This window comes from Klebsiella sp. 28 (genome assembly GCF_018223905.1).
Taxonomy (GTDB): domain Bacteria; phylum Pseudomonadota; class Gammaproteobacteria; order Enterobacterales; family Enterobacteriaceae; genus Klebsiella; species Klebsiella pneumoniae.
Map to the genome: position 1 here is coordinate 1 of NZ_JAGRQY010000060.1, position 26,982 is coordinate 26,982.

Annotated in this window: 24 protein-coding genes; 7 read left to right on the plus strand and 17 right to left on the minus strand. The window is 61.1% G+C overall.

From position 1 onward, the window contains the following. From KHQ28_RS11085 to paaA, 10 genes are all read right to left on the minus strand, one after another. On the minus strand, positions 1-836 hold an 836-nt coding region (locus KHQ28_RS11085), incomplete at its 3' end, for a beta-ketoacyl synthase N-terminal-like domain-containing protein (RefSeq protein WP_211777603.1). Further along, positions 836-1,258, minus strand: coding sequence for a hydroxyphenylacetyl-CoA thioesterase PaaI (paaI, locus tag KHQ28_RS11090; RefSeq protein WP_002902876.1), 423 nt, complete (start codon positions 1,256-1,258; stop codon positions 836-838). The genes KHQ28_RS11085 and paaI, both read right to left, overlap by 1 nt. Next, complete coding sequence (locus KHQ28_RS11095) at positions 1,248-2,672, minus strand: 3-hydroxyacyl-CoA dehydrogenase (protein ID WP_073546869.1); 1,425 nt, start codon at positions 2,670-2,672, stop codon at positions 1,248-1,250. Before KHQ28_RS11095 ends, paaI begins: the two co-directional genes overlap by 11 nt. Then, the gene (paaG, locus tag KHQ28_RS11100; protein ID WP_004140117.1) at positions 2,673-3,461 is read right to left on the minus strand and encodes a 2-(1,2-epoxy-1,2-dihydrophenyl)acetyl-CoA isomerase PaaG; all 789 of its coding nucleotides are present in this window, start codon (positions 3,459-3,461) and stop codon (positions 2,673-2,675) included. Between the two features lie 2 nt (positions 3,462-3,463). Continuing rightward, a complete protein-coding gene (gene paaF, locus KHQ28_RS11105) occupies positions 3,464-4,231 on the minus strand; it encodes a 2,3-dehydroadipyl-CoA hydratase PaaF (RefSeq protein WP_032419032.1) in 768 nt (255 codons plus the stop codon). Next, the gene (gene paaE, locus KHQ28_RS11110; protein WP_002902772.1) at positions 4,228-5,298 is read right to left on the minus strand and encodes a 1,2-phenylacetyl-CoA epoxidase subunit PaaE; all 1,071 of its coding nucleotides are present in this window, start codon (positions 5,296-5,298) and stop codon (positions 4,228-4,230) included. Before paaE ends, paaF begins: the two co-directional genes overlap by 4 nt. A gap of 7 nt (positions 5,299-5,305) precedes the next feature. Then, entirely contained in the window at positions 5,306-5,803 is a 498-nt protein-coding gene (paaD, locus tag KHQ28_RS11115) for a 1,2-phenylacetyl-CoA epoxidase subunit PaaD (protein WP_029602614.1), read from the minus strand. Between the two features lie 11 nt (positions 5,804-5,814). Continuing rightward, positions 5,815-6,570 (minus strand): 1,2-phenylacetyl-CoA epoxidase subunit PaaC, encoded by a 756-nt coding sequence (paaC, locus tag KHQ28_RS11120; protein ID WP_032419033.1) that lies wholly within the window; start codon positions 6,568-6,570, stop codon positions 5,815-5,817. Between the two features lie 7 nt (positions 6,571-6,577). After that, positions 6,578-6,865 (minus strand): 1,2-phenylacetyl-CoA epoxidase subunit PaaB, encoded by a 288-nt coding sequence (paaB, locus tag KHQ28_RS11125; RefSeq protein ID WP_002902768.1) that lies wholly within the window; start codon positions 6,863-6,865, stop codon positions 6,578-6,580. Positions 6,866-6,876: 11 nt separating this feature from the next. Beyond that, on the minus strand, positions 6,877-7,806 hold the full coding sequence (paaA, locus tag KHQ28_RS11130) for a 1,2-phenylacetyl-CoA epoxidase subunit PaaA (protein ID WP_004176377.1): 930 nt from the start codon (positions 7,804-7,806) through the stop codon (positions 6,877-6,879). Between the two features lie 286 nt (positions 7,807-8,092). On the opposite strand from paaA, the gene paaZ reads away from it, so the two are divergent. Both paaZ and tynA read left to right on the plus strand, forming a co-directional pair. Then, complete coding sequence (paaZ, locus tag KHQ28_RS11135) at positions 8,093-10,138, plus strand: phenylacetic acid degradation bifunctional protein PaaZ (protein WP_032419034.1); 2,046 nt, start codon at positions 8,093-8,095, stop codon at positions 10,136-10,138. Positions 10,139-10,614: 476 nt separating this feature from the next. Further along, on the plus strand, positions 10,615-12,882 hold the full coding sequence (gene tynA, locus KHQ28_RS11140; protein ID WP_002902695.1) for a primary-amine oxidase: 2,268 nt from the start codon (positions 10,615-10,617) through the stop codon (positions 12,880-12,882). A 2-nt stretch (positions 12,883-12,884) separates the two neighbouring features. Here the strand turns inward: tynA and KHQ28_RS11145 are convergent, their stop codons facing one another. The 3 genes from KHQ28_RS11145 to KHQ28_RS11155 all read right to left on the minus strand — a co-directional run bounded on the left by KHQ28_RS11145 (position 12,885) and on the right by KHQ28_RS11155 (position 16,426). Continuing rightward, positions 12,885-13,868: a zinc-dependent alcohol dehydrogenase family protein gene (locus KHQ28_RS11145; RefSeq protein ID WP_072198345.1), complete on the minus strand. Its 984-nt coding sequence runs from the start codon at positions 13,866-13,868 to the stop codon at positions 12,885-12,887. A 43-nt stretch (positions 13,869-13,911) separates the two neighbouring features. Beyond that, positions 13,912-14,802 (minus strand): oxidoreductase, encoded by an 891-nt coding sequence (locus KHQ28_RS11150; protein WP_023316790.1) that lies wholly within the window; start codon positions 14,800-14,802, stop codon positions 13,912-13,914. Positions 14,803-14,926: 124 nt separating this feature from the next. Next, positions 14,927-16,426, minus strand: a complete 1,500-nt coding sequence (locus KHQ28_RS11155; RefSeq protein ID WP_032419036.1) for an aldehyde dehydrogenase family protein — start codon at positions 16,424-16,426, stop codon at positions 14,927-14,929. Positions 16,427-16,661: 235 nt separating this feature from the next. Between KHQ28_RS11155 and feaR the strand changes: the two genes are divergently transcribed. Beyond that, positions 16,662-17,564, plus strand: a complete 903-nt coding sequence (gene feaR, locus KHQ28_RS11160) for a transcriptional regulator FeaR (RefSeq protein ID WP_016947236.1) — start codon at positions 16,662-16,664, stop codon at positions 17,562-17,564. Here feaR and KHQ28_RS11165 read toward each other — a convergent pair whose 3' ends face one another. The 3 genes from KHQ28_RS11165 to KHQ28_RS11175 are packed head-to-tail and all read right to left on the minus strand — an operon-like array spanning position 17,565 to position 20,717. Next, positions 17,565-17,888: a YdbL family protein gene (locus KHQ28_RS11165; protein ID WP_002902522.1), complete on the minus strand. Its 324-nt coding sequence runs from the start codon at positions 17,886-17,888 to the stop codon at positions 17,565-17,567. It lies immediately after the preceding gene. 7 nt (positions 17,889-17,895) lie between these two features. After that, positions 17,896-18,081, minus strand: a complete 186-nt coding sequence (locus tag KHQ28_RS11170; RefSeq protein WP_004140145.1) for a YnbE family lipoprotein — start codon at positions 18,079-18,081, stop codon at positions 17,896-17,898. Then, positions 18,078-20,717 carry a YdbH family protein gene (locus KHQ28_RS11175; RefSeq protein WP_032419037.1) on the minus strand — a complete coding sequence of 880 codons (2,640 nt, stop codon included), beginning with the start codon at positions 20,715-20,717 and terminating at the stop codon, positions 18,078-18,080. The genes KHQ28_RS11170 and KHQ28_RS11175 overlap by 4 nt, the downstream gene beginning before the upstream one ends. A gap of 206 nt (positions 20,718-20,923) precedes the next feature. Here KHQ28_RS11175 and KHQ28_RS11180 point away from each other — a divergent pair, with 206 nt between their 5' ends. The 3 genes from KHQ28_RS11180 to hslJ all read left to right on the plus strand — a co-directional run bounded on the left by KHQ28_RS11180 (position 20,924) and on the right by hslJ (position 23,124). Continuing rightward, positions 20,924-21,424: a DedA family protein gene (locus KHQ28_RS11180; protein WP_002902516.1), complete on the plus strand. Its 501-nt coding sequence runs from the start codon at positions 20,924-20,926 to the stop codon at positions 21,422-21,424. A 147-nt stretch (positions 21,425-21,571) separates the two neighbouring features. Further along, on the plus strand, positions 21,572-22,561 hold the full coding sequence (locus KHQ28_RS11185; protein ID WP_002902515.1) for a 2-hydroxyacid dehydrogenase: 990 nt from the start codon (positions 21,572-21,574) through the stop codon (positions 22,559-22,561). A gap of 122 nt (positions 22,562-22,683) precedes the next feature. Next, entirely contained in the window at positions 22,684-23,124 is a 441-nt protein-coding gene (hslJ, locus tag KHQ28_RS11190; RefSeq protein ID WP_009309014.1) for a heat shock protein HslJ, read from the plus strand. A 45-nt stretch (positions 23,125-23,169) separates the two neighbouring features. On the opposite strand, the gene KHQ28_RS11195 is transcribed toward hslJ, so the two are convergent. Continuing rightward, entirely contained in the window at positions 23,170-23,433 is a 264-nt protein-coding gene (locus tag KHQ28_RS11195; RefSeq protein ID WP_004140155.1) for a DUF333 domain-containing protein, read from the minus strand. A gap of 362 nt (positions 23,434-23,795) precedes the next feature. On the opposite strand from KHQ28_RS11195, the gene nifJ reads away from it, so the two are divergent. Then, positions 23,796-26,982: pyruvate:ferredoxin (flavodoxin) oxidoreductase (gene nifJ / locus KHQ28_RS11200; protein WP_211777604.1), on the plus strand; the 3,187-nt coding region annotated here is incomplete at its 3' end.

Sequence of the window (26,982 nt, forward strand, 5' to 3'; positions counted from 1 at the left end):
ACTTTACGCACCGCCGGTACCGGCCCCAGTCCCATCAGGCGCGGTTCGACACCCGCCGTCGCCATCGCCACGATACGCGCCCGCGGCGTGAGCCCCTGGATAGCGGCCTGCTGTTCGCTGGCGATGATCAGCGCCGCGGCGCCATCGTTGACGCCTGAAGCATTGCCCGCAGTAATGACGCCGCCCTGGCGGAACGGCGCTTTCAGTTTCGCCAGCTGCTCAAGCGTGGTTTCCGGGCGCGGATGCTCGTCCTCGCGCACGTCGCTAACCGTCCCTTTNNAGGCGAAAGCGTCCTGATCGGCCCGGCTGATATTTAACAATTCAGCTACATTCTCGGCCGTTTCCGGCATGCTGTCAGTTCCGAAGTGTTGCGCCATGAGCGGGTTCACAAAACGCCAGCCAATCGTGGTATCAAAGAGTTCCGCCTGACGCTGGTACGGCGTGCTGGCTTTTCCCATCACGAAAGGCGCACGCGACATCGATTCCACGCCGCCGGCAATCAGCAGATCGGCATCGCCGGCTTTGATCGCCCTGGCGGCAAAGCCGATGGCATCCAGACCCGATCCGCACAGGCGGTTAATCGTGGTGCCCGGCACGGTATGCGGGTAACCGGCCAACAACGTCGCCATGTGCGCCACGTTGCGGTTATCTTCCCCGGCCTGATTCGCACAGCCGAAAATCACATCATCAATTGCTGCCGGGTCGAGCCCGGGATTACGACTCAGGAGCTCACGCAGCGGGATCGCCGCCAGGTCGTCGGCGCGCACACTGGCCAGCGCGCCGCCGTAGCGGCCAATCGGCGTACGGATCCCGTCACAAATAAAGGCGTCGCGCATTACACGTCTCCCGTGATTGTGCCGCCGATGCGGTGCGATTTGCCGCGGAACAGGGCCACAATCTTTTGCTGTTGATTAACAATTTCGATGTCGTAGACGCCGGTCAGCTTGCCCTGCTGTTTGACTCTGGCGGTGGCGACCAGCCGGTCGCCGGCAAACGCCGGACGAAGAAAATCAATGCTTGCCGCCGAGGCCACCGCCGCCAGCCCCTGGCTGTTACAGGCATAAGCGAAAGCGGTATCGGCGAGCGTAAATAGCTGACCGCCGTGACAGGTTTGATGGCCGTTAAGCATGTCCGCCGAGACGGTCATACTCATCTGCGCAAAACCGTCGTCCATTTCGATAAGTTCGATCCCCATCTTTCTGGCGCAGGTATCTTTTTCGTACATCACGCGCGCGTTGCGCCACGGATCATTGCTCATGGTGCTTCTCCATCAGCGCCTTCTGGCGCAGCAGGGAACTGGGGCGATAGCGCTCCTCGCCATAATGGTGTTGCAGGTTCTCCAGCAGTTGCAGCACCCGCCGCCAGCCAAGGCGTTCTCCCCATGCCAGCGGGCCATGCGGATAGTTGACGCCAAGGCGCATCGCGGTATCGACATCCTGCGGGCTGGCGACGCCTTTTTGTACCGCATCCAGCGCTTCGTTAATCAGCATCGCCACCGTTCGCCACACCAGCAGGCCGGGATAATCGGCAATACGCAGCACTTTCTTGCCCTGCTGCTGGAAGTAATGCACGGCCTTATCAGTGGCCGCAGGCGCGTTGGTTGCCGCTGCGGCCAGCACCACCGTATCGCTGGCGCACAGGTCATACACCACCACCGGGCGGTGATGCTTAATACTCAGCGCCAGGGCGGTCTCGCCTTCAGTCTCCAGCAGCAAGACATCGTCTAATTCAGTGACGTTGTCACTTCTGACGGTAACGGATTCAGCACCTATCATTACCGGCGGCAGCGCCGCGTCCGGCAGTGTCTCAGCGGGCCAGCGATAGACGCCGTGGCCGCTCTTTTTACCTAGCCGCCCGGCCAGCGCCAGCTCTTGCTGGAGGAGCGATGGCAGGTAGCGGCGGTCCTGCCAGAAGGCGTTAAACACCGAACAGGTCACGGCGAAGTTGACGTCCTGGCCAATCAGGTCAGTCAGCGCCAGCGGTCCCATCGGGAAGCCGCCGCCGTCACGCAAAGCGGCATCGATAACCTCCGGGGCGGCGACCTGCTCTTCCAGCGCGCGCCAGGCCTCAGCGTAGAACGGACGCGCTACGCGGTTAACGATAAAACCGGGCGTTGAGCGGCAGCGCACCGGCTGTTTCCCCCAGCCGCTTACGCACTGGCACAGCTGCTCCACCACTTCTGTGGAGGTCGCAAGACCACTCACCACCTCGACCAGCTTCATCACCGGCGCCGGATTAAAAAAGTGCAGTCCGGCCACCCGCTCCGGGTTTTTGACCCCGGCGGCGATAGCGGTAATCGAAATAGACGAGGTATTACTGGTCAACAGCGTTGACGGCGCGCAGATCGCCGCCAGCTGCGCGAACAGCGCCGTTTTGACCTCCAGCCGTTCAGAGGCCGCTTCGATCACTAAATCTGCATCGGCAAGTGCGGCTAAATCGTGGGCCGGATGCAGGCGCGCCAGCAGCGCGTCGGCCTGCTCTGACGCCAGTTTGCCCCGCGCAACGCGTGACGCCAGACGCCCGGCGATACCCTCTATCGCCAGGTCTACAGCCTTAGGGTTAATATCAAAAATACGCACCGGATGCCCGGCGGCGGCAGCCACTTCGGCGATGCCGGCTCCCATGGTGCCGCTGCCGATCACCGCCACGGTGGCTAAGGATGTCGTCATCATCTATTTCCCGCTGAACTGTGGTGGCCGTTTGGCCAGAAACGCGCTGACCCCTTCGCGGTAATCATCGCTGCGCCCGGCCAGACGCTGATAATCGCGCTCCAGGTCCAGCTGCGCGTCGAGACTGTTGGTTTCAGAGGCCAGCAGCGCCTTTTTAATCAGCCCAAGACCAAACGTCGGTTGCGCCGCCAGATGGCGCGCCAGTTGCAGACTGGTATCCGCCAGTTCTGAATCGTCCACCAGTTGCCAGATAATCCCCCACTGCGCGGCCTGTTCCGCGCTGAGGCTGTCGCCCAGCAGCGCCAGCCCCATCGCGCGCGCACGGCCGGCCACCCGCGGCAGGAACCAGCTGCCGCCGCAGTCCGGCACCAGGCCGAGCTTGCTGAACGCCATCACAAATTTGGCCGAACGCGCGGCCAGCACGATATCGCAGCCCAGCGCCAGGGTAGCGCCCGCGCCGGCGGCCACGCCGTTAACCGCGCAGATGACCGGTTTCGGCAGCGCCGCCAGACGGCGCACTAACGGGTTGTAAAAGCGTTCTACCGACATGCCGAGATCCGGCGGCGGGCCGCTGGGGTCGACATTGCGGTCGTTCAAATCCTGGCCGGCGCAAAAACCGCGGCCGGCGCCGGTGATCAGCAGGCAGCGCACGCCATCATCGCGCTCGGCCTGCTTCAGACATTCCGCCAGCTGGTGATGCATCAGGTCGTTAAAACTGTTAAGGCGGTCCGGGCGATTGAGGGTAATGGTCATGACGCCCTGTTCCACTGCGCTGAGAATGAAAGCTTCCACGATTAGCGTCCTTTAAATTCCGGGGTACGTTTTTGTAAGAAGGCGTCGATGCCTTCGCGGCGGTCCTCGGTGGCGCTCAGCAGGCTAAACAGCTGGCGCTCCTGTTGTAGACCGGCCTGCAGGCTGACTTCCTGCGCCAGGCGCAGCGACTGTTTTGCCGCCCGTAGCGCCAGCGGCGAATGGCGGGCAATGGTGGTTGCCAGTTTCAGGGCATACTCATCGGTTAACGCCGCCGGATGGATATCACTGACCAGCCCGGCCTGCTGCGCCTGGCGGGCGTCAATACTCTCGCCGCTCAGCACCATCCGGCTGGCCAGCGCCTTGCCAACGCTGCGGATCAGCCGCTGGGTGCCGCCCGCGCCCGGCATTATGCCGAGGGTAATTTCCGGCAGGCCAAAGCGGGCGTTGTCCCCGGCGACAATCAGGTCGCACAGCAGGGCCAGCTCGCAGCCGGCGCCGAGGGCGTAGCCGTTGACCGAGGCGATGAGCGGTTTAGTAAAGGCATCAATTCGCCCCCATAACCGTGGGCGAATATCATCCAGGGTGGCAGGAAGATCTTTTTCCGCCATTTCATTGAGGTCAGCCCCGGCGGCGAAAAAACGCGCGTTACCGCGAATAACGCAGACGCCGACGCTGTCATCAACTGCCGCGGCCTCCAGCACCTCGGCAATCTGGGTTAATAAGGCATTGTTCAGCGCGTTGCGGGCCTGCGGGCGGTTCAGCGTCAACTGAAGCACCCGGCCATGACGGTGGATCAGCAGGTCACTCATGCCATCCCCCGCGCGTCAAAGTCGACCACCACATCGCCGCTGGTCGGCAGCGACTGGCAGCTCAGCACGTAGCCCGCCGCCAGCTCATCCGCTTCCAGGCTGTAATTGGCGGCCATCGCCACTTCACCGCGCAGCACTTTGCATTTACAGGTGGCGCATACCCCGCCCTTACAGGCGAACGGCAGATCGGCGCCCTGACGCAATGCGGCATCCAGGATGCTGTCGTCTTCGGCGCTGAGGGCGATAAGCCGATCGCGCCCGTCCTGGCGGATGGTCACCGTGCGCCCTTCCGCCTGCACTCCAGCGGCCCGCTTCACATTGCCGCCTGGGGTATTAAAGCGTTCGAGATGAATCGATTTCTCCGCTACGCCAAGTTCACGTAACGTCGCTTCCGCCTCGTCCATCATCGCCGCCGGCCCGCAGATAAAGGCCTCGTCGAAACGGCTGAAATCCAGCAGATGATCAGCGAGCTGGCGCAGTTTGTCGCCGTCAATGCGCCCCTGTAGCAGATCGCTGTCCATCGACTCCTGGCTAAACAGGTGGATCACCTGCAGGCGCTGCGGATAGCGGTCTTTTAAATCGGCCAGCGCCTGGCGGAACATCATGCTATGGCTGCTGCGGTTGCCGTAGATCAGCGTAAAGCGGCTTTGCGGCTCGGTCGCCAGCGTTGCGCTAATGATCGCCATCATCGGCGTGATCCCGGAGCCGGCGGCAATCGCCAGATATTCTCCCTGCCGTTCGGCCTGCGGTTGATAACCGAAATGCCCCTGCGGCACCATCACCTCCAGCTCCATACCCTGCTGGATATCGTGCTGGGCGTAGCGCGAGAAGCGTCCGCCGTCGATGGCTTTGACCGCGACGCTAATTTCGCCTGGCGTGCGGCTGTGACAAATGGAGTAACAGCGGCGCAGTTCTTCGCCGCCCAGACGGGCTTTTAGCGTCAGATGCTGGCCCGGGCGAAAACAGTATTCCGCCTGCAGGGCTTGCGGGATCGCAAAAGTGATGGTCACCGCATCGCGGGTTTCCGGCTCGACTCTCGCCACCTTAAGCGAATAGAACGTCGTCATGGCAACCTCAAATACATTTAAAGTAATCAAAAGGTTCCCGGCAGCTGTCGCAGCGATAGAGCGCTTTGCAGGCCGTGGAACCGAATTCGCTAATCAGCGAGGTATGGGTGCTGCCGCAGCGCGGACAGCTCACCTCAGCGGGCATATCCGCATGGCAGGCGTGCCCCTGGGGCGGGCTGATGCCGTACTGGCGCAGGCGCTCGCGGGCATCCTGACTCATCCAGTCGGTGGTCCACGGCGGATCCAGCTGCAGGACGATATGTACCGGCTGAAAGCCATGCTCGCTCATGACCGTGCGGATCTCCCCCAGCAGATGCTCCGTCGCCGGACAGCCCGAATAGGTCGGGGTAAAGCCAATCACCCAGCCGTCGCCATGGCGCGCGACGCTGCGCACCATACCAAGGTCGGTGATGGTGAGTACTGGCACTTCCGGATCCGGGATCGCGCTTAATAATCCCCAGATGGTGCGAACCTCTGCAGGAGCGATATCGGCAAGACATTGCATAGTCACCTCACTTACCACTGCAGTCCGGGATGCGAACGCTGCAGATACTGCATCTCCGCCAGCAGCGGGCCGAGATGTTCACTGTGCAGTCCCTGTTTGCCGCCGCTGCGGAAGGCCGCTTCCTGCGGGATCTGTAAGCCGGAGTCGAGAAGCGCCGTGTGTACCGCGCTTTGCCATTCGGCCTGCAGTTCACGCGGATCAACCGCAATGCCCTGCTCAACCAGGCTGAGCTCCACTTCATCAGCCAGGAACAGTTCGCCGGTGAAGCGCCACAGATTGTCGACCGCCTGCTGCATTTTGCGATTTGATAATTCGGTGCCGTTACCCAGACGCTCCAGCCAGCCGCGGCTAAAGCGCTGGTGGTAACGCACCTCTTTCAGCCCTTTAGCGGCAATGGCCGCCAGCTGCGCGTCGCGGCTGTTCACCAGCCGGCTGAACAGAGCGACATGCCAGACGTCGATAAAGAACTGGCGGGCGATAGTGTCGGCAAAATTGCCGTTTGGCTGCTCCACCAGCAGCAGGTTGCTGTACTGGCGCTCATCGCGGCCAAAAGCCAGCGTATCTTCGTCGCCGCAACCGTTAAGCTCGGCGGCATAGCTTAAAAAATTGCGCGCCTGGCCGAGCAGGTCGAGGCCGATATTGGCCAGCGCAAGATCGATCTCGAGCTCGGGAGCATGTCCGCACCAGGCGCCTAAACGCTGGGCCAGAACCAGACCATTGTCGCCAAGCCGCAGGGCGTAGGTGGCTACGGGGTTAGGGTTATTCATCGCCGCCTCACATATGTTCCATGCCGTCCGGCACGGTATAGAAAGTCGGATGACGGTAGACTTTGCTTTCCGCCGGGTCGAAGAATTCGCCGCGATCTTCCGGCTGCGAAGCAACGATTTCGCTGGCCTTCACCACCCAAATTGAGCAGCCTTCGCTGCGGCGGGTGTAGGCATCACGGGCATTCTCCAGCGCCATTTGATCATCGGCAGCGTGCAGACTGCCGACGTGACGATGGGATAACCCCTGTTTGCTGCGAACGAACACTTCATATAACGGCCAATAAACTTTGCTCATGTTGTCTCTCCTCATGCCGCGCTGCGGGCCTGCTGTTTTTGCGCATGGGCCAGCGCGGCTTCGCGCACCCATTCGCCCTCTTCCCAGGCCTTACGCTTGGCGGCCAACCGCTCGTGATTGCAAATGCCACGGCCGCTAATCACCTCGTTAAATTCCTGCCAGTCGATTTCGCCGAAGCGGTAGTGGCCGCTGGCTTCATCAAACTGCAAATCCGGGTCCGGGACGGTCATACCGAGGATCTCTACCTGCGGCACGGTATTGTCGACGAAGCGCTGACGTAGCTCGTCGTTGGAGTGCAGTTTGATTTTCCACGCCATGCTGCGGGCGCTGTTCGGCGAGTTGTCATCGTTAGGGCCAAACATCATCAGCGCCGGCCACCAGAAGCGGTTAATGGCGTCCTGCAGCATCTGCCGCTGCGCGTCATTGCCCTGCGCCAGCGCCATGCAGGCTTCAAAACCCTGACGCTGGTGAAAGCTCTCTTCTTTGCAGATTTTGACCATCGCCCGGGCATAGGGGCCGTAGGAGGTCCGGCACAGCGCCACCTGGTTGACGATGGCCGCGCCATCGACCAGCCAGCCGATCACGCCGATATCCGCCCAGCTGAGGGTCGGGTAGTTAAAAATGGAGGAGTATTTCATCTGCCCGTCGAGCATCTTCTGATACAGGTCTTCCCGGGCGCAGCCAAGGGTTTCCGCGGCGCTATAGAGATACAGCCCGTGTCCAGCCTCATCCTGTACCTTAGCCAACAGGATCGCTTTGCGGCGCAGCGTCGGCGCGCGGGTGATCCAGTTGCCTTCCGGCAGCATGCCGACGATCTCCGAGTGCGCGTGCTGGCCTATCTGCCGAATCAAGGTCTTACGGTAGGCATCCGGCATCCAGTCCTGCGGTTCGATGGCCGTTTCCTGCGCGATGCGCTGGTCAAAGCGTTGTTCTTCTGTCACGTCATCACCTTTATGATTCTTATATTCACAACAAAAACATTTATGTGAATCACTTTGTTTATTGAAGGTTACATATTGGTTAAATAAAACCACAAATTTTGTTTGCTCTTTTTGTGATAATCTCCGCAAAATCTTTTTTAAACCACAATAAATACAGTAAGTTAAGCATAATGCGTAACGCCATCGCGATCACAATGTTAATAATTTATTAAATACGGGCTTGCATTTTATGATTCATAAAAGAACTATTTATAGATATCACACGTAACACATTTGGAGATTTGCGATGCAGCAGTTAGCCAGCTACTTATCCGGCGCCTGGCAGACCGGCCGGGGCCGCGCCCGTACTATCCATCACGCCATCACCGGCGCGGCGCTTTGGGAGGTGACCAGTGAAGGCCTGGATATGGCGCAGGCGCGCCGCTTCGCGATTGAGCGCGGTGGCAAAGCCCTGCAGACGATGACCTTTATTGAACGCAGCGCGATGCTGAAAGCGGTGGCGAAACACCTGCTGGAGCAGAAAGACCAGTTCTACGCCATCTCCGCGCAAACCGGCGCCACTCGCGCCGACAGTTGGGTGGATATTGAAGGCGGTATCGGTACCCTTTTCACCTATGCCGGGCTCGGTAGTCGAGAATTACCGGACGATATCCTGTGGCCGGAAGACGAGCTCATCCCGCTCTCCAAACAGGGCGGTTTTGCCGCGCGTCATGTGCTAACCTCGAAATCAGGCGTCGCCGTCCATATCAACGCCTTCAACTTCCCCTGCTGGGGAATGCTGGAAAAACTGGCGCCCACGTGGCTTGCCGGTATGCCGGCGATCATTAAACCGGCCACCGCTACCGCCCAGCTCACCCAGGCAATGGTGAAAGCGATTGTCGACAGCGGCCTGGTGCCGGAGGGCGCCATCAGCCTGATTTGCGGCGGCGCGGGCGATCTGCTCGACCACCTCGATAGCCAGGACGTGGTGACCTTTACCGGGTCAGCCGCCACCGGCCAGCAGCTACGGGCGCACCCTAACCTGGTAGCCAAATCCATTCCCTTTACCATGGAAGCAGATTCACTCAACTGCTGCGTGTTAGGCGAAGACGTCACTCCGGAGCAATCGGAATTCGCGCTGTTTATTCGGGAAGTGGTCCGCGAGATGACGGCGAAAGCCGGGCAAAAATGTACCGCTATCCGCAGAATCATTGTGCCACTGGCTCAGATTAATGCGGTTAGCGATGCACTGATCTCCCGCCTGCATAAAGTAACCGTCGGTGACCCTGCGCAGGAGGGCGTTAAGATGGGGGCCCTGGTTAATAGCGAACAGCGTCAGGACGTACAGGAGAGCGTCAATAAGCTGATAGCCGCTGGCTGCGAAGTACTGCTCGGTGGAGAGGCGGATCTCAGCGCGGCCGGCGCATTTTTCCCGCCGACCCTGTTGTACTGCTCACAGCCGGATGAAACGCCGGCGGTTCACGCCATTGAAGCTTTTGGTCCGGTGGCGACGCTGATGCCGTATCGTGACCGCCAGCATGCGCTGACGCTGGCGCGCGCCGGCGGCGGCAGTCTGGCGGGGACGCTGGTCACCGCCAGCGGCGAGCTGGCGCGCGAGTTTATCCTCGGCGCCGCCCGCGCCCATGGCCGTATTCAGATACTGAACGAGGCGTCCTCGGTCGAGTCAACCGGCCACGGTTCGCCGCTGCCGCAGCTGGTGCACGGCGGCCCCGGCCGCGCTGGCGGCGGAGAAGAGCTTGGCGGGCTGCGTTCGGTGAAACACTATATGCAGCGTACCGCGGTCCAGGGCAGCCCAACGATGCTGGCGACCATCGGTCAACAGTGGGTGCGCGGCGCCCAGGTGAACGAAGACCGTATTCACCCGTTCCGCAAATATTTCGAAGAGATTCAGCCTGGCGACAGCTTATTAACCCCACGCCGAACCCTGACCGAAGCGGATATCGTTAACTTCGCCTGCCTGAGCGGCGATCATTTCTACGCGCACATGGACAAAATCGCCGCCGCCGAGTCGATTTTTGGCGAGCGGGTGGTCCACGGCTATTTCCTGATCTCCGCCGCGGCCGGGCTGTTCGTCGATGCCGGCGTCGGGCCGGTTATCGCCAACTACGGGATGGAAAACCTGCGCTTTATTGAACCCGTCAAACCGGGCGACACCATTCAGGTTCGCCTGACCTGTAAGCGTAAAACGGTCAAACGTCAGCGCAGCGCCGATGAGAAAGCCACCGGCGTGGTGGAATGGGCGGTGGAGATTTTCAACCAGCACCAGCAGGCGGTGGCGCTGTATTCCATTCTGACCCTGGTGGCGCGTCAACAGGGAGATTTCCCGGCGTGATAGCGAAAAATAGACCGCTGGCGCTCTGTTGGCCGACCCTTTAGCCATTGATACTGCAATCGGTTTGCAACGGTTTCGCCCCGGGAAGTCCTTTATGTTATCCGTGGCTTCAGCGCACATTGCGCTCCCGGTTAATCGTCTGCGTTATGCCTGGCATAGCGCAGGGAGCGCACAGGGGGCGGCCAGTCGCCGCTGCCCCCTGTACCCCCGGGCTCGGGCCAGCAAGAATGGTGAATAAATTACCGGCAGGCCGCACGGACCGTAGGCCGGGTAAGGCGTCAGCCGCCACCCGGCAAAAAAATCGGCGCACGTTCTCAATGCCTCTGCGGAGGCATTTTTTACGCCCGTCTGGCAAAACTGACAAACAAGCTGGCAAAAGCAAACAAACGCCCCGGCGCCGCTGGCTGGTAGCTTAAGGATGACAAAGCCGACATTCGCAGCGGCAAGAGACAACACAACAATAAGATGAGGTCACAATGGCAAACGGCTTGAAATTTTCTCCTCGTAAAACCGCGCTGGCGCTGGCCGTGGCGGTGGTTTGCGCCTGGCAATCACCGGTCTTCGCTCACGGTAGCGAAGCCCACATGGTACCGCTGGATAAAACGCTGCAGGAATTCGGCGCCGATGTGCAGTGGGATGACTACGCGCAAATGTTCACCCTGATAAAAGACGGCGCTTACGTCAAAGTAAAGCCCGGCGCCAAAACGGCGATCGTCAACGGTAAATCCCTTGACCTACCGGTGCCTGTGGTAATGAAGGAAGGTAAAGCCTGGGTTTCCGATACCTTTATCAACGATGTGTTCCAGTCCGGTCTCGATCAGACCTTCCAGGTGGAAAAGCGCCCGCACCCGTTAAACTCGCTCTCGGCGGCGGAAATCAGTGAAGCGGTGACCATTGTCAAAGCCGCGCCGGAGTTTCAGCCGAATACCCGCTTTACTGAGATTTCCTTACACGAGCCGGACAAGGCGGCGGTATGGGCCTTTGCCCTGCAGGGAACGCCGGTCGATGCTCCCCGCACTGCCGATGTGGTGATGCTCGATGGCAAACACGTCATTGAAGCCGTGGTCGATCTGCAAAACAAAAAAATCCTTTCCTGGACGCCGATCAAAGGCGCCCACGGGATGGTGCTGCTCGATGATTTTGTCAGCGTGCAGAACATCATCAATACCAGCAGCGAATTCGCTGAGGTGCTGAAAAAGCACGGTATTACCGATCCTGGCAAAGTGGTCACCACCCCGCTCACCGTTGGCTTTTTTGATGGCAAAGATGGCCTGCAGCAGGATGCGCGTCTGCTGAAGGTGGTCAGTTATCTGGATACCGGCGACGGCAACTACTGGGCGCACCCGATTGAAAACCTGGTGGCGGTGGTCGACCTTGAAGCGAAGAAAATCATCAAAATCGAAGAAGGTCCGGTGATCCCGGTCCCAATGGAGCCCCGTCCTTATGATGGTCGCGACCGCAACGCCCCGGCGGTGAAACCGCTGGAGATAACCGAACCGGAAGGCAAAAACTACACCATTACCGGCGATACCATTCACTGGCAGAACTGGGATTTTCATCTACGCCTGAACTCGCGCGTCGGACCAATTCTGTCAACGGTGACTTACAACGATAACGGCACAAAACGCCAGGTGATGTATGAAGGTTCCCTCGGCGGGATGATCGTCCCCTACGGCGACCCGGACGTCGGCTGGTATTTCAAAGCCTACCTCGACTCCGGCGATTACGGCATGGGCACCCTGACGTCGCCGATTGTTCGCGGTAAAGATGCGCCGTCAAATGCGGTACTGCTGGACGAAACTATCGCCGATTACACAGGCAAACCAACCACTATTCCAGGCGCGGTGGCCATATTCGAACGCTATGCCGGGCCTGAGTATAAGCACCTGGAGATGGGCAAACCCAACGTCAGTACCGAGCGCCGGGAGCTGGTGGTGCGCTGGATCAGCACCGTCGGCAACTACGACTATATCTTTGACTGGGTGTTCCACGACAACGGCACCATCGGTATCGATGCCGGCGCCACCGGCATTGAAGCGGTGAAAGGCGTGCTGGCGAAGACCATGCATGACCCCAGCGCCAAAGAGGATACCCGCTACGGAACGCTGATCGACCATAATATTGTCGGCACCACTCACCAGCACATCTATAACTTCCGCCTCGACCTCGATGTGGACGGCGAGAACAACACCCTGGTGGCGATGGACCCGGAAGTGAAGCCCAACACCGCCGGCGGCCCGCGCACCAGTACTATGCAGGTGAATCAGTACACGATTGACAGCGAGCAAAAAGCGGCGCAGAAATTCGACCCGGGCACTATCCGCCTGCTGAGCAACACCAGCAAAGAGAACCGCATGGGCAACCCGGTCTCATACCAGATTATCCCTTACGCCGGCGGCACGCACCCGGCGGCGACCGGTGCCAAATTCGCCCCGGACGAGTGGATATATCATCGCCTGAGCTTTATGGATAAACAGCTGTGGGTGACGCGCTACCACCCGACAGAGCGATATCCGGAAGGGAAATACCCGAACCGTTCCGCCCACGATACCGGCCTGGGCCAGTACGCGAAGGATGATGAGTCGCTGACTAACCACGATGACGTCGTGTGGATCACCACCGGCACCACCCACGTGGCGCGCGCCGAAGAGTGGCCGATCATGCCGACCGAGTGGGCGCACGCGCTGCTCAAGCCGTGGAACTTCTTTGACGAAACCCCTACTCTGGGCGAAAAGAAAAAGTAATCTTAACCGGCGGTGAAATCCAGCAGGATCTTACCGCCTCTTCCCGGCTGGCCGGCGGCGGCAATCGCCGCCCGCCAGTCGTTCAACGCTATACGCTGGGCCGGCGGCTGGGAGGTCGTCGGCAGGCGCTGCCAGATTTCGTCGAACGCTGCCCGCCACGCCACCACGCTGAGTGTCGGCAGCGCCTCCCGCAGATGAAACTTGCGCACCGTCGAGCTACCGCGCGTCTGGGTCAGCGGCCGCCCGGATAACAGCCCATAGGAGATCAGGGTCGACGATGCGGGCAGCACCGACAGCAGCGTATTCGCCAGTTCGCCGCCCACCGCGTCAAACACCAGATCGCTGTGCTGGCTGACCTTCTCCATCAGCGCCCGGTCGGTATCGAGGATCGGATAGATCCCGGCCTGTTCCAGGCGCGCCCGGTGCTGCGGCGAGCGAATAATCCCGCTCACCGAGCGGGCGCCCATCGCCAGCGCCCACTGCCCCAGCAGACTGGCGCAGGAGGACGATGCCGCGGTCAGCACGAGGTGTTTTCCGGCAACCGGCCAGCGCTTGAGCATCAGCATCGCCGTCAGCGGATTGATATACCCGCGGGCGGCCAGCAGATCGTCAACTGCCGGCGGCACCGGCACCAGCCAGGTCTCATCCAGATCGATAAACCGCTGCCAGGTGCCGCCCCCGCGCAGGGGCAGCACCCGCTGGCCCGCGGCCAGCCGGCTGCCGTATGGCGCGGCGACCACCTCGCCAAGCCCTTCATAGCCGGCGACGGCCGGCAGTCGGGTGCGATGGCGATAGGCACCGGTCACGGGGATCAGATCCGAAGGATTCACCGGGGCAAAGCGCATCCTGACCCGCACCCGTCCGCCCGCCAGCGGCGCCAGCGGCAGGCGTTTCAGCGTTAGCACCGCGGACGGCGGCCCGTAGCGGTCATAAACAATGGCGTCGTTGAACATCGACTGGCTCCAGACAACGAAAGTCGGGATCATAGCAGATCCCGCTTCCAGTGGCTCGCACCCGCGCCTGCCCGGGTCAGCCCGGGCCATCGCTGGCCGCCGCCAGCAGCGGCACGATGATATCGCTGAGCGGCGTCGGAATGCCGTGCTGACGCCCGCGACGCTGCACCACGCCGTTACGAATATCCCACTCCAGCGGTCGGCCATTGAGGCGATCGATCAGAATAGAGGTGCTTAAGTCGGCAGGCGCCCGATGAAAGCCGGCGATAATCTCCTCCGGCACGCTGTCGCTCAGGGCGGCCCCTTCCGCCCGCGCCACCTGCAGGCATTCGCGCAGATAAGCCAGCCCGAGGGCAGTGATGTCCTCCCGGGCGAACATCCCGGCGCGTCGTCCGGTCAGCACCATCAGACCGGCAACCGCGTTCTGCAACAGTTTGCGCCAGGCCACGGTGGTAAAATCAGCCGCCAGGTCCACCGCGCAGCGGGTTCCCGCCAGCGCCTGCTGCACCCGCTCTGCCCCCGGCAGATCCGGCAGCGTCAGGCGCGGCGCGGCGCGCAACCAGACAGAGGCATCGGCATCGCGCTGCGCCGGGAACCAGACCACCGACGGCAGCACCGTCGCGCCGCCGGTCAAGGGGGCAAACTGCTGGCGCTGCTCAACGCCGTTTTGCAGCACGCACACCACGGTGTCAGGGGAACACAGGGCCGTCAGCCAGGGGGCGATGGCCTCCGTCTGGGTGGTTTTCACCGCGACAAAGACCAGGTCGAAGGGGGCGGCTATCGCCATCGGGTCGGTGTGCACCGGGCCGGGCACCACGATCTCACCCTCGTCAGTGCGCAGCACCAGCGCCGAATGGGCGGTACGCCCGCAGACCATCGGCGCCCTCCCCCTCTCAAACAGGGCGGCGGCAATCGTGGTGCCGATGGCGCCGGGACCAATTAGCGCAACCTTAGGAAATGCTGTCATGCCGAAGACCTCCTGATGATTCACCGCCCAGATTAGGCAAAGATTGCCCTCCACAGTAGCGAGAAAGACCGGAGGTCGGCAAGCGGCGCGTCGGGAAAAGCCTTTCGCCTTCCCCGACGGAGGGCTAGTAGCGCACGCAGACGGATTTGGTTTCGCACCAGCCGTCGAGCCAGTCAGGGCCGAAATCGCGGCCGGTACCAGACTGCTTCATGCCGCCGAAAGGCAGGTTGGCGTCAATCAGGGTATGGCTGTTGACCCATACCGTTCCCGCCTGCAGACGGTCGGTGTAGTTCAGGGCCTGGGTCAGATCGCGGGTCCAGACGCTGGCGGTCAGACCAAAATCGCTGTCGTTGGCCAGGCGCAGCGCCTCCTCGCCATCGGCCACTCGCACCAGGTTCACCACCGGGCCAAAAACCTCCTCACGGCTGAGACGCAGTCCGGCGTCGGGGTTTACCACCAGCGTTGGCGGAATATAGTACCCTCCCGCATCTGGTCCGGCGCTGCCGCTGATGAGCTCTGCCTTCTGCTGGCGAGCCTCTTCGAGGTAGGCCGCCACCTTGTCGCAGTGGGCCCGGGAGACCACCGGGTTGATCTGCGCCGTCTCCTGCATCCCCGGCCCCACCTGCAGCGATTTCACCGCCTGCTCGAAGCCGCTGACCAGGGTGTCAAACAGCGGCGCTTCGATGTAGATCCGCGAGCTGGCGGCGCAGACCTGCCCCTGATTGAGGAAGCTTCCGGTCATCAGCCCCTCAATAACCCACTGGGGGTCGGCGTCTTTGAGCACAATCGCCGGATTCTTGCCACCCAGCTCCAGCGTCACGCGGGTCAGGCGGTCGGCAGCCACGCGGGCAATCTGTTTCCCGGTCGCCGTCGAGCCGGTAAAGCTGACCTTCGCCACCTGCGGATGGGCGGTCAGCGCCGCGCCGCAGCCGGCGCCGCTGCCGGTGACCACGTTGAACACCCCGTCAGGAATGCCCGCCTGGGTCGCCAGCGCCGCCACCCGCAGCAGGGTCAGCGGGGTGGTTTCCGAGGGCTTGATGACGATCGAACAGCCCGCCGCCAGGGCCGGCATGACCTTCCACATGCCGATCATCAGCGGGAAATTCCACGGGACGATGCCCGCCACCACCCCGACCGGCTCTTTTTTGGTCCACGCCTGGTAACGCGCCCCTTGGGGGAACGGGATCGAAACGTCCAGCGTCCGGCCGCTGATCTTGGTGGTCAGCCCCGCGGTGTAGCGCATCCAGTTCAGGGTGCAGCCGACCTCAAAGGCGCGGGAGATGGCAATGGATTTCCCCTGCTCGAGGGTTTCCAGTTGCGCCAGCTCTTCGCCGTGCTGCTCCACCAGATCGGCAAAACGCAGCAGGATGCGTTCACGGTCAGCCGGGGTGCGCCCGGCCCAGCGGCGATCGACAAAAGCGCGCCAGGCGGACATCACCGCCCGGTCGACATCCGCCGGGCTGGCGTCGGCGGTGGTGGCAATCGCCTGCCCGGTGGCCGGATCCCAGACGGTTAACCGGTTTTCGCTCTGCGCGGCGCAGGGGGCGCCGTCGATATACAGGCCATGCTGACGGTCTAAAAACTGCTGGACGCTGGCAAGCAGCGCTATCTGTGAGGTGGACATACCCTTTCCTTATTCATCGCGGATAGTGCTTTCAGTCTATGTCTGGTTGGCGGTTGGCGCTTTTTTCTCTGTGACATTCGTTTGCGCCGCTGTGACAGTCGCCGCAATTCCGTCGTCTGCCCTCGCAGAAATGTGCCGCGGGTAATAGTTCTTTCATATACCCGCCATCGCGCCCTTGCCTGAGGCGACACAAATGCAACAATGCGGAAACATTGTTATTACAGGAGAAGGGCGAATGATGACCACGGCAGAGGGGGGGCTGGCATATCAGCGCTGGCTGGCGACGATCAATCAGGTCTGCGGCCATTTCGCCGCCCGACCGCTGAAGGAGAGTTTCCACGGCGAGATTGACGCCCGCTACGCCGGCAGCCTCAAGGTCAGTACCGTCACCGCCGCCGGCGTCAATCTCTACCGCACGCGCAATGAGATAAAACGCGATAACGACGCCTGGTTCTATACCGTGTTTCAGCTCGCCGGCGAAGCCATCATCGAACAGGACGATCGCCAGGTGACGCTGGCGGCAGGCGATATCACGTTAATCGACGCCGCCCGCCCATGCTCCATCGTCTGGCAGCAGACCTCGCGTCAGGCCTCGCTGCTGCTGCCGCGCCAGCGGGTGGCGCCCACAGGGGACATCACTACCGCCTGCCGGCTGGACAAATCTCTGCCAATGGTCCAGCTCAGCCAGCGACTGCTGCTGGAAAGCATGGGCGGCACGACGCTCTCCGCCAGCGAGAGCGAAGCCGCGCTGGAGGCGATCGCCTGCCTGTTGCGCCCGGTGCTGCATCAGCGCGATCCTGCCCCTTCCCGGCGGGAAAAGCAGTTTCAGAAGATTATTGCGTTAATCGATGCGTCCATTCAGTCGGAGCATCTGCGTCCGGAGTGGCTGGCCAGCGAGACGGGCATGTCGGTACGCAGCCTGTACCGGCTGTTTGCCGATCAGGGGCTGGTGGTGGCGCAGTATATTAAGAACCGGCGGTTGGATCTGTGTGCCCAGGCGTTACAGAACGTCCATGACGATGAAAAGCTGGCGGGGATCGGCTACCGCTGGGGCTTCAGCGACCACAGCCATTTCTCCACCGCCTTTAAGCAGCGCTTTGGCGTCACCCCGGGGGAATACCGCAAGCGCTGTCGCTAATTATTTGCGCAGCCACTGGCCGTTCAATCCCTGGACGTACTCCCCGGGCTGCGCGCGGGCCACCAGCTTCTGCCCGGCCATTTTCGCCACTTCATCCACCGGCAGATTGTTGTCATCCGCCAGCTGCTGGTAGCTTTCGCTGCGCGCGGCGTTAATCTGCTTTACCAGCGCCAGCGTCTCTTTATCCTGACGCAGCGGCGCGAGATAGCCGTTCAGCGTCTCCCCCACTCGTCCCTGCTGGCGCGCTTCGCTCAGGGTCAACGCCAGCGCGGGCGCGCTGAGTAAAGCCAGCGTCAGCGCCGCGGTTAACAGTCGTTTTCTCATCGTCGCCTCAGAACAAATCGCTGCGGGATTTGAGCAGGTTTTCCACATCCTTATCGACCTTGATATGGATCTCATGCTCAATTTTGACATTCATATTGATGGTGATGGGCTCTTTCGACGCCGCGATTTCGATGCGCGGCGTACAGCCGGCGAGCAGCATCGACGCCACCATGGCCAGTAACAGCTTCTTCATTTAGGTTCCTTACATGTCTTACCGTCCGCACAGCGCCGTACGGGCAGCGTAGCATTCTGCTCGAGCCACGCCTGTAAATTGTCGCCGAAGCGCAAACTGCGCCACAGGTCGAAAATATTCTCTTCATGAGCGTAGTTTAAATGCACGGTACTGCTTTTCCCTTCCACCCGGCTGGTGCCGTTGATGCTGGCCTTAAGCGTCAACACGCCCAGATTATCGAGGTTAATCTGCGTCCACGAGCGGGAGATTTCCATATAGCGCAGCCAGTTAATCGCCGCCCCGGCGGAGACGTTATCCGCCACCAGCGCATCGGCGGTGTCTTTATCCAGCCGCAGGGTCATCGGTCCGTCATTGCGCAGCCAGCCGTCGTGGATGATCCATTGATTATTCTCCAGCCACAGCGGCAGCGCGCCGCTCACCGCGCCGGACATGGCGAACTGTTTCACCTTGACGGCGCTGGTCAGTTCGCTGCTGGAGATATGCTGCAGGCGGATCAACGCCGGGTCGCGCTGCGGCATACGCAGCTGCAGCAGCGTCAGTTTCCCGCCTAACAGATCGACGCTGACGTCGCTGAGCTGCAGCGGATTGGCCTCGCTCCACGGCCAGGTACCCTGCAGGTCCGCCGTCAGATTACGCGCGGTGACCTGGTTGACGATTTCGCCAATGCGCAGGGAGACCGGGCGGCGGATGCCCAGCTGCCAGTGACCGTCGCTGAAGCGGAACGGCAGGACGAAATCGACGCCGTTGATCTGGTTATCCGGCATCCAGGCGCTGCCGCCCTTCAGGACGCCATGGCCGCCCGCCTCAAATCCCTGCCCGGCTGCCGCCGAGAAGGCCACCTGCGCGTAGAGACTGCCTTCGCGCAGGTTCATCTTCCAGTCCGGCGGCACCAGCGGCTGGAACACCGTTAGCGACTGTTTTGGCCACCACGCCTGGCCGCGCAGCCGTTCGCCATCCCAGCGCCCGGACAGACGCACCGGACCGATAGCCTCGGCATGCAGGGCGCCGGTGAACTGGAACCACGTCGGGTCCCGACCGTCGAGAGCGAATTTCAGCGTTGAGGCCGGGAGATAGCTGCCGCCGGAGAAGGTGGTTTTGGCGGCGTCCAGCGACAGCGCACCGGTCAACCGCGGATGCTCAGCATCGCGCAGCCAGCGGATCGGCTGCTCGAGGGTTAGACGCGGGGTGCTGACCCGCATTGTGCCGTACTCAAGCTTATCGAAGCCGGTGGAAAGGCTGCTCAGGGTAATAGCATTGTCGCGCCACTCCCCGCTGCCCTTCACATCCCAGCGCGCCTGCATCGGGGTAAAATGTCCCTCGCCCCAGTAGCGCCACTGCCAGCGGCCGCTGTCGGGCAGAAAATCGCTCGCCTGACCGTCCAGATGCAGCGTAAAGTCGCCCATCTGCTGCTCATGGGCGCGAAGGATCGCCTGCAGGCGGCCATCGACGCCCTGCTGAGTGACCTTAACCCCGGCCAGCGGCCAGCGGATTTCGTCAATATTCAGCGCGTCGATCACCCGCCCGCGCGAGCGCAGCAACGCACCGGGGTGAAAAGCCAGCTGCGGGCTGATCAGCGGCCCGCTGAGCTGAGCCGGCAGCGCCGCGTATAGTATCATCTCCCCCAGCTTGGCCTCACCGGTGAGCCGCAGCGGCAGATCGCTGTTATCCATGCTCAGTTTGCCCGGACCAATATTCAGTACCGCATTGCCCTTCCCGGCATGCCCCTCGGTGAGAACATTCAGGCGACCGCTGACGATCATCTGTTCGGTGCCCTGCTGCCAGTTACCCACCGACAGCGCCACCCGCCCGCGCAGCGGATACGCCTCGTAACGGGTGCGCCAACGGCCGTCGCTGATGGTGATCCGCTCCGGGGTGATCTCCCACGGCAGGTCCAGAATAGGCTCTACCTCACCCCGCGGGGTGACCAGCAGCTGGCCGCGATTGTGCTGCCACTCGAGCTCAGCATCGATCCATTCCGCAGTCTGCGGGAATTCGAAGGTGCCCTGCATCTGGCCGTCGACCGGCAGACCATCCGGCACCAGCGGCAGATGGAAGGTCCCCACCAGCTTCACCGGCGGCTGATCGTCAGTCAGCCGGGCGCTGAACTGGCTGACGGTGAGCGCCTGGCCGCGCAGGCGCGCCTGCAGACTCAGTTCCTTCCCGGCAAAGCCGATATCCTGCTGCGCAGGCGTTAATGACATTACCAGCCGCCCCTGCCATTTCTCCCACGGCGAGAGCCGCAGATTGTCAATGGTTAACCAGCTATAGGGCAACATCGATTGCCATTCGGCAAGCGTGCGCGGTGAACCGGGAGCGGGATCGCTGGCCGGCAGTTTGCTCAGGCAGGCGCTGTTGATCTCCAGCTGGCCAATATGCAGCCGCCAGCGGCTGGGACGCGAGAGACGGGCATCGGTCACCCGGGCGATTTCACAGTCGCCCACCAGATAACGCAGATCGGGGATCAGCAGGGCCGACCGCGTCAGGCGCGGGCTCTCCTGCAAAGAGATACGCGTGCCCACGGGCAGCCAGATGCCCGCCAGCGTCGGCACCCAGTGGGTTAGCGTCAACAGCAGGGTTAGCGGCAATAACACCAGAACTAACACCAGCGCGATGGCGGCTTTATATTTACCCTTCATGGGCAGTTAATATCCTGATTCAACATAAGTAAAAGCCGAAAGGCGTCCATTGTGACACGTTCGACCAGTGAGTGAAAGTTTACGGCCTGTTAAAGCATAGTTGCCAGCCGGACTCGCGGCGCGACGTTCGGCCATTATCATTTAACTGTTGTTTAAGTCGCCCCTGCCACACTCCAGCCAGACGGGAATAGCTTGCGGGAGAGGCGGTGTCGTTAATTATCTCGCTCATAGAGAGCGCACAGGACCACTATCCATGGGTATTGCTGATTGTTTTTCTGCTTACCTTCACTAAATCCTGCGCATTGGTCTCGCTGGCAATCCCCGGCACCTCCGGCCTGCTGCTGCTGGGGACATTCGCTTCCGCCAGCCTCGGACATTTCCTGTTAATGTGGTCCAGCGCCAGCCTCGGCGCCATCGGCGGATTCTGGCTATCGTGGCGGCTGGGCATTCGCTACCGTCATCGCCTCACCCATCTACGCTGGCTGACCGCCGAGCGTCTGGCCCGCAGCCGCCTCTTCTTTCAGCGCTATGGCCCGTGGGCTATCTTTTTCAGCCGCTTTCTCTCTCCCCTGAGGGCTACGCTGCCCTTCGTTAGCGGCGCCAGCAGTCTGCCGCTGTGGTCGTTTCAGCTGGCTAACGTCAGCTCCGGTCTGCTGTGGCCGCTTCTGCTGCTCGCCCCCGGCGCTTTCAGCCTCAGTTTGTGGTGAAAAAACTTTGTCTTTCAAAGAGATTCCGCAAGTCCGCGATATGCTCTAGAATTAGGATTAGCACCCTCTCATTAAACTATTTTTTAATAATTGTACGATTATTTTAAATATGCTACCGTGACGGTATAATCACTGGAGAAAAGTCTTATGAAAATCGCGGTTTATAGTACGAAGCAGTACGATAAAAAGTACCTGCAGCACGTTAATGATGCATACGGCTTTGAACTGGAATTCTTCGATTTCCTGCTGACAGCGAAGACTGCCAAAACCGCCAACGGTTGCGAAGCGGTATGTATCTTCGTCAATGACGACGGCAGCCGCCCGGTGCTGGAAGAGCTGAAGGCCCACGGGGTGAAATATATCGCCCTGCGCTGCGCCGGGTTTAACAACGTCGACCTTGAGGCGGCAAAGGAGCTTGGCCTGCGCGTCGTGCGCGTTCCAGCTTACTCTCCGGAAGCGGTCGCTGAGCATGCGATCGGTATGATGATGTCGCTCAACCGCCGCATCCACCGCGCTTACCAGCGTACCCGCGATGCCAATTTCTCCCTCGAAGGCCTCACCGGCTTCACCATGTACGGCAAAACCGCCGGGGTGATCGGCACCGGGAAAATTGGCGTAGCGATGTTGCGGATCCTCAAAGGCTTCGGCATGCGCCTGCTGGCGTTCGACCCGTACCCAAGCGCCGCCGCGCTGGAGCTGGGGGTGGAATATGTTGACCTCGCCACGCTGTACAAGGAATCGGACGTGATCTCCCTGCACTGTCCGCTGACCGACGAAAACTACCACCTGCTCAATCGCGAAGCCTTCGATCAGATGAAAGACGGGGTGATGGTGATCAACACCAGCCGCGGCGCCCTGATCGACTCTCAGGCGGCCATCGACGCCCTGAAGCACCAGAAAATTGGCGCGCTGGGGCTGGACGTTTATGAGAACGAACGCGATCTGTTCTTTGAAGACAAATCCAACGACGTGATCCAGGACGATGTCTTCCGCCGCCTCTCCGCCTGCCATAACGTGCTGTTTACCGGCCACCAGGCGTTCCTCACCGCCGAGGCGCTGATCAGCATTTCGGAGACCACTCTGGGTAACCTGCAGCAGGTCGCCAACGGCGAAACCTGTCCGAACGCCATCGTCTAATGCCTTTCCCTTTTGTGCTCCTCTCCCGGGGGGAGCACATTCAGATAATCCCCACAGATCCCCGCTGCGATACCGTTACACTGGCTTGGTTTTATTATTTATGTGAATGTTTTGGAGTGAAAATGAACAAATTTGCGGCGCTTCTGGCGGCAGGTATGCTGCTGTCCGGCTGTGTCTATAACAGTAAGGTGTCCACCGGTGCGGAACAGCTGCAGCATCATCGTTTCGTGCTGACCAGCGTCAACGGCCAGGCGGTCAACGCCAGCGACCGGCCGCTGGAGCTAAGCTTCGGTGAGAAGATGGCTATTACGGGCAAGATGTATGTATCCGGCAATATGTGCAACGGCTTTAGCGGGGAAGGTAAAGTGTCGGACGGCGAGCTGAAGGTCAAATCGCTGGCGATGACCCGGATGCTGTGCCACGACGCCCAGCTCAATACCCTGGATGCGACGATCGGCAAGATGCTGCGCGAGGGTGCGCAGGTCGATCTGACGGAAAACCAGTTGACGCTGGCGACCGCCGACCAGACGCTGGTCTATAAGCTCGCCGACCTGATGCACTAGCCGGCGTTGATGTGCCGCTGACGCTGCCCCGCGACGGGGCCGCTGTTAGTAGCCGCAGCTGCCGCCCGCCAGCGCCTGCTCGCTGCAGCGTTTGCCGTTCGGCAGCGCGCACATGCCAATCGCCGAACCATCGAGCTGACGAGCCACCGATAACGAGCCGCCTATCATGGCGCAGTTGGCCTGACCGGCGTCGCTCATCGCCGCCCGCATTCCCGGCGTGACGTGCGCCGCCGTGGCCTGCTGAACGGGTTCACTACTGCACGCGGACAGCAACAGCGCCGCACATCCTACTAACATCGCAGCTCGCATTCTCTCTCCCCTCGGAAACGTCTTAAAAAAGCAAACCCCAGAATAATAGGCAGCGTGGCGGGCGGCGTCGAGAGGGGAAGTACGTATTTATGCGCCTCATTAACATTTCCTAGCAAATTTTCGCCTAAAGCTTGATCTGCCTCGGCCATGTCGCCCGGCGCAGGTGGTTCCTCTCCCGACATGCAGCCATTTTCTCCGCGAACCACGCAAAATATTGATCTGGTCACGGGTACCCGGCGCATTGAGGACACAAATGCAAAAATGGCGGGGTCAGCGGTTTGCTAAACTACCCCTTATATAATTACAGGGCGCGTCGCGGTTTCACGCGTCCATTCTTTTGCGCAATGTAAGGGTGTCTTCATATGATTACGATTGATGGTAATGGCGCGGTCGCTTCCGTCGCGTTTCGCACCAGTGAAGTTATCGCCATCTACCCGATCACGCCCAGTTCAACGATGGCGGAACAGGCTGACGCCTGGGCCGGCAATGGGCTGAAAAACGTCTGGGGCGATGTTCCCCGCGTGGTCGAAATGCAGTCGGAGGCGGGCGCCATTGGCGCCGTACATGGCGCGCTGCAGACCGGCGCCCTCTCCACCTCCTTTACCTCATCGCAGGGCCTGCTGCTGATGATCCCCACGCTGTACAAACTGGCCGGCCAGCTGATGCCGTTTGTGCTGCACGTCGCCGCCCGCACTGTAGCTACCCATGCGTTGTCGATCTTCGGCGACCATTCCGATGTCATGGCCGTCCGCCAGACCGGGTGCGCCATGCTGTGCGCCAGCAGCGTTCAGGAAGCGCAGGATTTCGCGCTAATCTCGCATATCGCCACCCTGCAAAGCCGGGTGCCGTTTATTCATTTCTTTGATGGTTTCCGTACTTCGCACGAAATCAACAAAATCGCCCCGCTGGCGGATGACACTATTCGCGCCCTGCTGCCGCAGGATAAGATCGCTGAGCATCGCCAGCGCGCGCTCAACCCGGAACACCCGGTGATCCGCGGAACCTCGGCCAACCCCGACACTTACTTCCAGTCCCGGGAAGCTACCAATCCGTGGTACGACGCGGTGTATGACCATGTCGAGAAAGCGATGGACGACTTCGCTGCCGCCACCGGCCGTCAGTACAAACCGTTTGAGTTTTACGGCCACCCGCAGGCAGAGCGCGTGATCGTCATTATGGGCTCGGCCATCGGCACCTGCGAAGAGGTGGTCGATGAGTTGCTGAGTCGCGGCGAGAAAGTCGGCGTGCTAAAAGTCCGCCTCTATCGCCCGTTCTCCGCCGCCCACCTGCTGGCGGCACTGCCGGAGAGCGCCCGCGCGGTTGCCGTACTGGATCGCACCAAAGAACCCGGCGCGCTTGCCGAACCGCTTTACCTCGACGTGATGACCGCCCTGGCGGAAGCCTTTAACCGCGGCGAGCGCGAGACGCTACCGCGCACTATCGGCGGCCGCTACGGTCTCTCCTCCAAGGAGTTTGGTCCGGAATGCGTGCTGGCGATATTCAGTGAACTGCAGGCCGCCCAGCCGAAGCCGCGCTTTACCGTCGGGATCTATGATGACGTGACCAACCTGTCGCTGCCGTTGGGCGAAAATACCCTGCCGGCAGAGGCCAAGCTCGAGGCCCTGTTCTACGGCCTCGGCAGCGACGGCAGCGTATCAGCCACCAAAAACAACATCAAAATCATCGGCAACTCGACCCCATGGTTCTCCCAGGGCTATTTTGTCTATGACTCGAAGAAAGCGGGCGGCCTCACCGTCTCGCATCTGCGGGTCAGCGAAAAACCGATTCGTTCATCGTATCTGATTTCGCAGGCTGATTTCGTCGGCTGCCACCAGCTGCAGTTTATCGATAAATACCAGATGGCCGAGCGGCTGAAGCCCGGCGGCATTTTCCTGCTCAACACGCCGTACAGCGCCGATGAGGTCTGGTCCCGCCTGCCCCAGGAAGTCCAGGCCACCCTGAATCAGAAAAAAGCGCGTTTTTACGTGGTCAACGCGGCAAAGATCGCCCGCGAATGCAGCCTCGGGGCGCGCATTAATACCGTGATGCAGATGGCCTTTTTCCATTTAACCCAGATCCTGCCGGGTGATAGCGCGCTGGCGGAACTGCAGGCAGCCATCGCCAAAAGCTACAGCAGTAAAGGTCAGGAGCTGGTGGAGCGCAACTGGCAGGCGCTGGCCCTGGCCCGTGAATCACTGGCGGAAGTACCGCTCCAGCCGGTGAACGCCAGCAGTCCGAACCGCCCGCCGGTGGTCTCCGACGCCGCGCCGGATTTCGTCAAAACGGTCACCGCCGCGATGCTGGCCGGGCTCGGCGATGCGCTGCCGGTCTCTGCCCTGCCGCCGGACGGCACCTGGCCCATGGGCACCACCCGCTGGGAGAAACGCAACATCGCCGAAGAGATCCCCATCTGGAAGGAAGCGCTGTGTACTCAGTGCAACCACTGCGTCGCCGCCTGCCCGCACTCGGCGATCCGCGCCAAAGTGGTCGCCCCGGAAGAGATGGAGAACGCCCCTGCCAGCCTGCATTCGCTGGATGTGAAATCCCGCGATATGCGCGGGCAGAAATACGTTCTGCAGGTCGCCCCGGAAGACTGCACCGGCTGCAACCTGTGCGTCGAAGTGTGCCCGGCAAAAGACCGCCAGAACCCGGAGATCAAGGCCATCAATATGATGTCCCGCCTGGAGCATGTGGAAGAGGAGAAGGTCAATTACGAGTACTTCCTCAACCTGCCGGAAATCGACCGCAGCAAACTTGAGCGCATTGATATTCGCACCTCGCAGCTGATCAGCCCGCTGTTTGAATACTCCGGCGCCTGCTCGGGCTGTGGCGAAACGCCGTATATCAAACTGCTGACCCAGCTGTACGGCGACCGAATGCTGATTGCCAACGCCACCGGCTGCTCCTCCATTTACGGCGGCAACCTGCCCTCGACACCGTACACTACCGACGCCAACGGCCGCGGCCCGGCGTGGGCCAACTCGCTGTTTGAGGATAACGCCGAATTCGGGCTCGGCTTCCGCTTGACCGTCGACCAGCATCGCCAGCGCGTGTTGCGCCTGCTGAGCGAATTCGCCGACAAGCTGCCGGCAGAGCTGAACGCGGCGCTGCACGCCGAGGCGACGCCGGAAGTTCGCCGCGAACAGGTGGCAGCCCTGCGTCAGGCGCTGGCCGGCGTGGCGGGAGCTGAAGAGCTGCTGACCGATGCCGACGCGCTGGTGGAGAAATCCGTCTGGCTGATCGGCGGCGACGGCTGGGCTTACGATATCGGCTTCGGCGGCCTGGACCATGTACTGAGCCTGACGGAAAACGTCAATATTCTGGTGCTGGACACCCAGTGTTACTCCAACACCGGCGGGCAGGCGTCAAAAGCCACCCCGCTGGGAGCAGTGACTAAGTTTGGCGAGCATGGCAAACGCAAGGCGCGTAAAGATCTGGGCGTCAGCATGATGATGTACGGGCATGTTTATGTGGCGCAAATTTCGCTGGGCGCGCAGCTGAACCAGACGGTAAAAGCGATTCAGGAAGCGGAAGCCTATCCGGGGCCAT

Bases quoted from the DNA above. Each gene is read 5' to 3' on its own strand.
- KHQ28_RS11185 (WP_002902515.1), top strand. From the start codon at position 21,572: ATGAAAATCGCGGTTTATAGTACGAAGCAGTACGATAAAAAGTACCTG.
- KHQ28_RS11170 (WP_004140145.1), bottom strand. From the start codon at position 18,081: ATGAAGAAGCTGTTACTGGCCATGGTGGCGTCGATGCTGCTCGCCGGC.
- KHQ28_RS11195 (WP_004140155.1), bottom strand. From the start codon at position 23,433: ATGCGAGCTGCGATGTTAGTAGGATGTGCGGCGCTGTTGCTGTCCGCG.
- KHQ28_RS11095 (WP_073546869.1), bottom strand. From the start codon at position 2,672: ATGATGACGACATCCTTAGCCACCGTGGCGGTGATCGGCAGCGGCACC.
- KHQ28_RS11175 (WP_032419037.1), bottom strand. From the start codon at position 20,717: ATGAAGGGTAAATATAAAGCCGCCATCGCGCTGGTGTTAGTTCTGGTG.
- paaE (WP_002902772.1), bottom strand. From the start codon at position 5,298: ATGACGACGTTCTATTCGCTTAAGGTGGCGAGAGTCGAGCCGGAAACC.
- KHQ28_RS11155 (WP_032419036.1), bottom strand. From the start codon at position 16,426: ATGTCCACCTCACAGATAGCGCTGCTTGCCAGCGTCCAGCAGTTTTTA.
- KHQ28_RS11150 (WP_023316790.1), bottom strand. From the start codon at position 14,802: ATGACAGCATTTCCTAAGGTTGCGCTAATTGGTCCCGGCGCCATCGGC.
- paaC (WP_032419033.1), bottom strand. From the start codon at position 6,570: ATGAATAACCCTAACCCCGTAGCCACCTACGCCCTGCGGCTTGGCGAC.
- KHQ28_RS11145 (WP_072198345.1), bottom strand. From the start codon at position 13,868: ATGATCCCGACTTTCGTTGTCTGGAGCCAGTCGATGTTCAACGACGCC.
- paaD (WP_029602614.1), bottom strand. From the start codon at position 5,803: ATGCAATGTCTTGCCGATATCGCTCCTGCAGAGGTTCGCACCATCTGG.
- paaZ (WP_032419034.1), top strand. From the start codon at position 8,093: ATGCAGCAGTTAGCCAGCTACTTATCCGGCGCCTGGCAGACCGGCCGG.
- paaB (WP_002902768.1), bottom strand. From the start codon at position 6,865: ATGAGCAAAGTTTATTGGCCGTTATATGAAGTGTTCGTTCGCAGCAAA.
- hslJ (WP_009309014.1), top strand. From the start codon at position 22,684: ATGAACAAATTTGCGGCGCTTCTGGCGGCAGGTATGCTGCTGTCCGGC.
- KHQ28_RS11165 (WP_002902522.1), bottom strand. From the start codon at position 17,888: ATGAGAAAACGACTGTTAACCGCGGCGCTGACGCTGGCTTTACTCAGC.
- tynA (WP_002902695.1), top strand. From the start codon at position 10,615: ATGGCAAACGGCTTGAAATTTTCTCCTCGTAAAACCGCGCTGGCGCTG.
- paaF (WP_032419032.1), bottom strand. From the start codon at position 4,231: ATGAGTGACCTGCTGATCCACCGTCATGGCCGGGTGCTTCAGTTGACG.
- paaI (WP_002902876.1), bottom strand. From the start codon at position 1,258: ATGAGCAATGATCCGTGGCGCAACGCGCGCGTGATGTACGAAAAAGAT.
- feaR (WP_016947236.1), top strand. From the start codon at position 16,662: ATGATGACCACGGCAGAGGGGGGGCTGGCATATCAGCGCTGGCTGGCG.